Annotated in this window: 5 protein-coding genes; all 5 read left to right on the plus strand. The window is 31.4% G+C overall.

The annotated features are described in order from the left end of the window. Positions 1–9 precede the first annotated feature (9 nt). The 5 genes from ACEQT4_RS13030 to ACEQT4_RS13050 all read left to right on the plus strand — a co-directional run bounded on the left by ACEQT4_RS13030 (position 10) and on the right by ACEQT4_RS13050 (position 8,439). Positions 10–3,126 (plus strand): carboxypeptidase regulatory-like domain-containing protein, encoded by a 3,117-nt coding sequence (locus ACEQT4_RS13030; protein WP_370228261.1) that lies wholly within the window; start codon positions 10–12, stop codon positions 3,124–3,126. Between the two features lie 67 nt (positions 3,127–3,193). After that, positions 3,194–4,102, plus strand: a complete 909-nt coding sequence (locus tag ACEQT4_RS13035) for a glycerophosphodiester phosphodiesterase family protein (RefSeq protein WP_370228263.1) — start codon at positions 3,194–3,196, stop codon at positions 4,100–4,102. A 6-nt stretch (positions 4,103–4,108) separates the two neighbouring features. Beyond that, positions 4,109–4,579 carry a DUF6495 family protein gene (locus ACEQT4_RS13040; protein ID WP_106676837.1) on the plus strand — a complete coding sequence of 157 codons (471 nt, stop codon included), beginning with the start codon at positions 4,109–4,111 and terminating at the stop codon, positions 4,577–4,579. 143 nt (positions 4,580–4,722) lie between these two features. Continuing rightward, on the plus strand, positions 4,723–6,090 hold the full coding sequence (gene hisS / locus ACEQT4_RS13045) for a histidine--tRNA ligase (RefSeq protein ID WP_370228270.1): 1,368 nt from the start codon (positions 4,723–4,725) through the stop codon (positions 6,088–6,090). Positions 6,091–6,120: 30 nt separating this feature from the next. Beyond that, positions 6,121–8,439 carry a T9SS type B sorting domain-containing protein gene (locus ACEQT4_RS13050; RefSeq protein ID WP_370228266.1) on the plus strand — a complete coding sequence of 773 codons (2,319 nt, stop codon included), beginning with the start codon at positions 6,121–6,123 and terminating at the stop codon, positions 8,437–8,439. Positions 8,440–8,655: the final 216 nt, after the last annotated feature.

Here is an 8,655-nt window from a genome sequence, read left to right on the forward strand (position 1 = left end):
ACCAACACAATGAAAAAAATTACATTTACTTTATTATTTATGTTTTTTGTTTTAACTGGGTTCGCTCAAACAACAACATCAAACATAAAAGGATTGGTTGTAGATGATACAGATGTTCCTTTATTAGGAGCTAATGTTGTCGCAGTACACAACCCAACAGGGACCAAATATGGAGCTGTTACAAACCTTGATGGTCGTTACAATTTATTAAATTTAAGAATTGGTGGACCTTACACAGTAACAATCTCTTATGTAGGTTTTACAGAGCAAGCATTTACAGATGTCTATCTTACATTAGGTAAAACAACAAATCTTGATGCAAAAATGACTTCCAATGAGGAGGCGCTAGAAGAAGTAGTAATAACAGGTTCATCTTCCGGTACTTTTGGTAGCGATCGTACTGGTGCCGAAACTAGTGTTGGTAGGAGAGAATTAACTAGATTACCAACTATTTCAAGATCTGCAACAGACTTTACAAGACTAGAACCATCTGCAAGTGGAAACTCTTTTGGAGGAAGAAATGATCAATTTAACAACTTTACTTTAGATGGAGCTGTATTTAATAATCCATTTGGTTTAGATGCTGCGACACCTGGAGGGCAAACAGATTCTCAGCCAATATCATTAGATGCGATTGAGCAAATCCAAGTTTCATTAGCGCCATACGATGTAACGCTTAGTGGTTTTACTGGAGCAGCTGTAAATGCAGTAACTAAAAGTGGTACAAATGAGTTTCATGGTACTGTTTATGGTTTTACTAGAAATGAAGACATGACTGGTGGAAAAATTAAGGGAGAAGATGTGATTCAAGCAGATTTAGAGCAACAACAATACGGTCTTAGTATTGGTGGACCAATTGTGAAAAATAAGCTGTTTTTCTTTGCTAATTTTGAAAAAGATGAGCGTTCAGATTTAGGATCTGCAGGATTTGTTCCTAACTCTGGTACAGGAGCTATTAACGAGACTCGTGTTTTAGAATCTGATTTGTTATTGGTGCAAAACGCATTATTAGATTTAGGTTATAATCCAGGACGTTATACAGGATTTAATTATGAATCAAATTCAACTAAAGGAATTTTTAAGTTAGACTGGAATATTAATGATAACAATAGATTAGCTGTTATTTATAACTTTTTAAATGCATCCAAAGAAAAACCAGCACATCCATCTGCTTTAGGTTTTAGAGGACCAAATACAAACACACTTCAGTTTGAAAATACAGGATACGAAATTAATAATAATATCAAGTCTTTTCAGTTAGAGTTAAACTCTAATCTACCTGGTAATGTAACAAACAAATTACAAATGGGATATACTCATTTTGACGATTTTAGAGATGCATTATCTACACCTGCACCAACAATAACTATTACTCAAGGTGGATCTAACTATATTATAGCAGGACATGAACCTTTTTCTATCAATAATAGATTAGATCAAAAAGTATTTCAGCTGTCAAACAATTTAAACTTCTTAAAAGGAGATCATACATATACAGTTGGTTTTTCATTTGAAAAATTTCAGTTTGATAACTCGTTTAATTTAGGTGCTTATGGGGCACAAGGTGTGTTTTTTCCAACAACAACTATGGACGATTTCCAAAACTTCGTAGATTCAGGACAGTTAGAAGATTTATTTAATGCAGCACAGTCTGCTCATAATAGCTTAGAGGCAAACGGAGAAGGTGTAGCTGGTGGTTGGGCTTTAGCCGAAACTAATGTTGGTCAGTTAGCTTTTTATTTACAAGATGAATGGAACATTACAGATAAGTTTAAATTAACTTACGGTGTAAGATTTGATAAACCATTATACTTTGATACATCTACTAAAGCACAAGAAGTTATTGATAGAGCTTGTTGTTATTCACCAGATATTCAATATGTAAACCCAAATAATGGAGAGTCAGTGTTTTTAGATAACACAAAAATGCCAACTAACGATATTTTAGTGTCTCCAAGAGTAGGTTTTAATTATGATGTAAAAGGAGATAATAGCTTTCAATTACGTGGTGGATCTGGTGTTTTTACAGGTAGATTACCTTTTGTATGGTTAGGAAACCAAATTGCAAATCCAGAAGTTTTCTTTTACCAAATGGTAGATCCAGACTTTAAATTTCCTCAAGTTTGGAGGACTAATATTGGAGGTGATTACAGATTTAATAATGGTATAATAGCTACAACAGATATCTCTTATACTAAAGATATTAATGGTGCACATGTGCAAAATTGGGGACTTCGTAATCCTTCAGGTAACTTAAATTCTCCTGGAGATACAAGACCAATTTACACATCAGATGATATTATAAATAATGCTTATGTATTTACAAATTCTGATAAAGGTCGTATTTGGAATTTTACAGCAAAAGCTCAAAAAACATTTAGTAATGGTATTTATGCCAGCTTAGCATATAATTATTTAAATTCTAAAGATGTAAACTCTATTGAAGCAGAAATTACAGGAGATGCATTTGCATTTAACCCAGTAGTTGGTAATGCAAATAATGATGTATTATCTTATTCTAAATATGGGGATACACACAGATTTATTGGTGTGTTTAGTAAGAAATTTAATTACGGTAATGATAAATGGGCTACTACAATTTCATCATTTTTTGAATACGCTCAAGGCGGAAGATTCAACTATACGTACGGAGGAGATATTAATGGAGATGGATCTGTTCTTAACGATTTATTATACGTTCCCACAGCAGATGAACTGCAACAAATGCAATTTTCTGGCGCAGGACAAGCAGAAGCTTTTGAAGCATTTATTCAACAAGATGATTATTTAAGCGAAAGACGAGGTGATTATGTAGAGCGTTATGGCGCTTTAGCACCATGGAGAGGAAGATGGGATATTAAAATCCTACAAGACTACAAGTTTAATGTCGGTAATAATAAAACTAATACAATTCAATTAAGTTTAGACATTTTAAATGTAGGAAATTTAATAAATAGCGATTGGGGATTAGTACAGCAGCCTACGTCAGTACAACCATTAGGAGTATCTGTAGATGGTAATGGTGTGCCAACTTACACGTTTACAGGAGTAGAAAAAACTTTTTCTTACGATACTAGTTTAAATTCTAGATGGCAAGCTCAGTTTGGTGTTAGATACATTTTCTAACAATTAGCTAACATTAAATTCTTAAATTTGCGTTCCTATTTTTAGGAACGCATTTTTTTTGATTATAATGAAAAACTTAAAAACAATATATACCTATATTCTACCAATATTATTATTGGTTACATTGTCTTGTAACAATAAAAACAAACAAGATGTAAAACCGCAATCAAAATCAAATCAAACCACATCTATTTTACTTAAAAAGTTTAAGTATCGTAGTGATGATAAACCAATAATTAGCGTACACCGAGGCGGAAAAGGATTAAGTAATTATCCAGAAAACTGCCTAGAAACCTTAAAATATATTAATGATAGTATATCTGCTATTTATGAGATTGATGTAGCACAAACTAAAGATAGTGTATTAGTTTTAATGCACGATAATAGTTTGGATCGCACAACAACGGGTACTGGCAAATTAACTAACTATACTTATAAGCAACTTCAGCAGTTTAATTTGGTGGATGATTTTGGCACAGAAACAAATTTTAAGATACCTACACTTAAAGATGTACTTCTATTTGCAAAACAGAGCAATATTGTATTAACACTAGATAAAAAACGAAGTGTAGATTATAAATCTATTGTAAATTTAGTTAATCAATTACAAGCACAAGATCAAGTTGTTTTAATCACTTACGATATACAACAAGCTACAGAAGCTTATACAATTGCACCTCATTTATTACTTTCTGTTTCAGCAAGAAATACAAAAGAATTAGATTGGCTTTTACACTCAAAAATACCAACCCAAAATATGTTAGCATTTACGGGTACAAGATTATCGTCAGATAGTTTGTATAAAGCCATACATAAATTAGGTATCAAAACCATTTTAGGTACTTTAGGAAACTTAGACAAACAAGCAAAAACAAAATCTGATACATTATATAGACATTGGATGCAAAAAGGTATAGATGTTTTTGCAACAGATAGACCATTTGAAGCCGCTAATGCTTTACAATTTTCAAAATAAAAACACATGAAATACGCAAGACTTACAAAAGAACAATTTGAAGAACTGCACCAAGAATTTATCAACTTTTTAGCAACACAATCTATCACAGCAGAAGAGTGGCAAACCATTAAAACAGAAAAACCAGAAGTAGCCGAACAAGAGCTAGATGTATTTAGTGATTTGGTTTGGGAAGGCGTATTAACAGCAGCCAAATACTTAGAACATATTTCGCCTAAAAACATACATCTTTTTGCATTAAACGACGATCATATGCATTTAATAGGGATAAAAATTGAAAAAGAAGATGTAGATGTAACTACACAAGAAGGTTTTAATTGGTTACGTAATAATTTAATGGACGAAAGTGTAGAGTTTGCCCAAGCAAAAAAAGAATATTCTGATGACAAAAACCTAGATAAGTTTGCACTTATCCAACAAGGAAGCAATATTACAAAAGGTGAGTTGTATGAGTATATGAACAATTTAATCAATTAAAATAGTCACTTCTGCATAGATAGTAATCTCAATAATTAACTTTCGTTATTTGTAACTAAACTACTATTTTTGCTACTAAGCTTTTTAAAGTGAAATAAAAGAATAATCATTTAAATAAATTTCTGCACTTGCAGGAAGTTAATATGGCACAAAAACCAAGCATACCAAAAGGAACCAGAGATTTTAATCCAGAAGAAGTCGCAAAACGAAACTATATTTTTAATACTATAAAATCAAAATTTGAACGTTTTGGATTTATGCCTATAGAAACACCAAGTTTTGAAAACTCAGACACCTTAATGGGTAAATATGGAGAAGAAGGTGATCGCTTGATTTTTAAAATATTAAATAGCGGAGATTACCTTTCTAAAGCAGATCAAAAAGCTTACGACGATAAGGACTCTAATAAATTAACGTCAAGTATATCAGAAAAAGCCCTTCGTTACGACTTAACCGTTCCATTTGCAAGATATGTGGTACAACACCAAAACGAGATAGAATTTCCGTTTAAACGTTACCAAATGCAACCAGTTTGGCGTGCAGATAGACCCCAAAAAGGTCGTTTTAGAGAGTTTTATCAGTGCGATGCAGATGTGGTAGGTAGTAATAGTTTGTGGCAAGAAGTAGAGCTAGTGGAATTATACGACGAAGTGTTTACAGCACTTAAACTAGAAGGCGCAACTATAAAAATTAATAATCGAAAAATTTTATCAGGTATTGCAGAAGTTATAGGTGCAAGTGATAAATTAATAGATTTTACAGTAGCATTAGATAAACTTGATAAAATAGGTGAGGAGAAGGTAAAAGAAGAAATGCTTAGTAAAGGAATAAGTCCTGACGGTATAGAAAAACTTCAACCTTTATTTAGCTTATCAGGAGATTTTGGAACACAAGTAGAAAGTTTAAACTCTATTTTAAGTACTTCTGAAGAAGGAAAAAAAGGTATTGAAGAACTTCAGTTTATAAATACAGCAATATCAGAACTTGGTTTAAAATCTGCTATCCTTCAACTTGATGTTACCTTAGCAAGAGGCTTAAACTATTATACAGGAGCAATTTTTGAAGTTTCAGCTCCAAACGTAGCAATGGGATCAATTGGCGGAGGCGGAAGATACGATGATTTAACAGGTATCTTCGGGATGAAAAATATGAGTGGTGTTGGTATTAGTTTTGGGCTAGATCGTATTTATTTAGTATTAGAAGAGCTAGAATTGTTTCCTGAAACTATAACAAAATCTACAGAAGTATTGTTTATTAATTTTGGAGAAAAAGAAGCATTATATTCTCTAAAAGCAATAAAAACCTTACGCGAAAACGGTATAAATGCAGAGCTTTATCCTGATAATGCAAAAATGAAAAAGCAAATGAATTATGCTAACAAAAGAAATATTCCTTTTGTAATAATTGTAGGAGAACAAGAAATAGAAAACAGCCTTTTTGCTTTAAAAAACATGATTACCGGAGAGCAACAAAATGTTAATTTAGAGCAAGTTGTTAAAAATTTTAGCTAAAAACCTTATCTTTAGGTTTTTGCTATTTAAATGAAAAATCTGCTTTTTCTACTAAATTTACTTTTTACAATAGTATTATTTGGTCAAAATCAAGCAAACAATTGGTATTTTGGTCAAAATGCTGGTATTAATTTTAGTAACGGTATACCTGTAGCTCTTGATGATGGAGTCTTGAATACGCCCGAAGGTTGTTCTACAATTTCGGACAGTAATGGAAATTTATTGTTTTATACTGACGGTATTGATGTATGGAATAAAAATCACCAACTAATGCCAAACGGAACAGGTTTGTTAGGTTCAATTTCTAGTACTCAATCAGGTATTATCATACCTCATCCAGGAAATATTAATTTATACTATGTGTTTTCCTTGCCAGAAACAGGAGGAGAAAATGGGTTAAGATATAGTTTGGTAGATATGTCATTAGATTCTGGGTTAGGAGATGTTGTCACTTCAGAAAAAAATGTGCTTTTATATGAATCAACTTCAGAGAAGATTTCTGCAATAAAACATACTAATGAAAATGATATTTGGGTTGTATCTCATGCAAGTGATTCAAACAAATTTGTTAGTTATTTAGTAACTAATAATGGTATTCAAATGAGTCCTGTAGAAACGCAAATTGGTCATACGCCAATAGATATTTACGATAATGTTGGAGCAATGAAGATATCTCCAGATGGTACAAAATTAGCTGTAGCTTACTCTTCTGAAGTATTAGATTTATTTGAGTTTAATGCTACAACAGGAAAACCAAGTAATAATATTCAAATAACAGATTTTGAACAAGGTTTACCTATTAGCTATATTTATGGTGTAGAGTTTTCTTCTAACAGTAAATATCTTTATGTGTCAGAAACCCAAGACGGAATTATACAATTTGATACATCAAATTTTAATTATAATGATATTATAAACTCAAGATACGATTTAACAACAAACGGAGAGTCTTTTGGAGATTTTCCTCATAGTGCCTTACAATTAGGTCCAGACAAGAAAATTTATGTGGCACATTTTGAGTATGATTATTTAGGCGTTATTAATAATCCTAATGCATATGGTGATCAAGCAGATTATCAGTATGATGGCGTTTACTTGACAACTGGTGTATCTAAAGCAGGATTACCACCATTTATTCAATCTTTTTTTGATTCTTATATAAAATTTGAAGGAAATTGTTTTGGTGAATTTACTGAATTTGAGGTTAGTGGTAACGAAATTTTTGACTCTGTTTTATGGGATTTTGGAGACGGTACGTTTTCTAATCAAGAAACTGTAAATCATTTATATGATGCACCAGGAGAATATCAAGTAGCAATTACTTTGATAGATGGCTTTAACGTAATTGAGCAAAACCAAACTATTACTATTTATGATGTGCCAGTTATTACTTCGTCGTCAGATATTATTTTATGTTCAGATAGCTTTGATGATCCTTTAGATTTTAACTTTCAAAACCAATCCATATTAAATATTGAGTCAAATGGGCAATTTATGACGTCTTATCATAATAGTTTTGTAGAAGCTGAACTAAATTTAAACCCTATAGAGTTACCTTTTCAAAGTGAAAATATAGAAACAACAATTTATGTGCGAGTTTTTAATAAAAATAATCCGGATTGTTTTACTATTTCACAATTTCAAATTATTTATCTAGAAACACCTGATTTTGAGTTTAATGAAAACTGGTATTTGTGTAAAAACGAAGAGGTAACAGTTTCTGTTCCCTATGGTTTTGATAATGTATTGTGGTCTACGGGAGAAGTGTCTAACACGATAACTCTAAATGAAACTGGTGAATATTGGGTAGAAGTATCTAATTTCTATAATGATATAACTTGTACAGAGGTTAAGTATTTTAATGTTTCAAATTCTGATGTTGCAGAAATCACGAATATTACTGTAGACGACTGGACAAGCAACAGTAATTCAATAATAATTGAAGCAGAAGGAATTGGTAATTATGAATATTCTATAGATGGAATATTTTTTCAGGACAGTAACGTATTTAACGATGTTAAGTATGGAGATTATACCGTATATGTTAGAGATAAAAACAACTGTGGAGTAGTAAGTGAAGATGTTTTTTTAATTTATTATCCTAGTTTTTTTACACCTAATAATGATGGAATAAATGATGTTTGGAAGATTAAAAGTATAGCTTCTGAAAGTAGTTATACTATAGACATTTTTGATAGGTATGGTAAATTTATTAAACAATTAAATCCAGATGATAATTCTTGGGATGGTACTTTTAATGGCTTAAATCTTAGATCTGATGATTATTGGTTTATACTAACACGGTATGACGGAAGGACTTATTCAGGTCATTTTGCATTAAAAAGATAAAAAAAGCCGAAACATACGTTTCGGCTTTTTTATTTGTAAGGCTTTGGTTTTATTTATTCAATCAGGACTTTTTTAGAAATTTCACCAATATCTGTTTTCATTTTAATAATGTAAGTGCCTGTACTTAATTTACCTGTTTTTAAAGCAGTATAATCTAAAGTATCAATATCTGTTTCGCTAAATATTTCTTGAGATAAAATGTTATATAACTTAACA

The sequence above is a fragment of the Mesoflavibacter sp. genome (assembly GCF_964226795.1).
GTDB classification, from domain to species: Bacteria; Bacteroidota; Bacteroidia; order Flavobacteriales; family Flavobacteriaceae; genus Mesoflavibacter; species Mesoflavibacter zeaxanthinifaciens.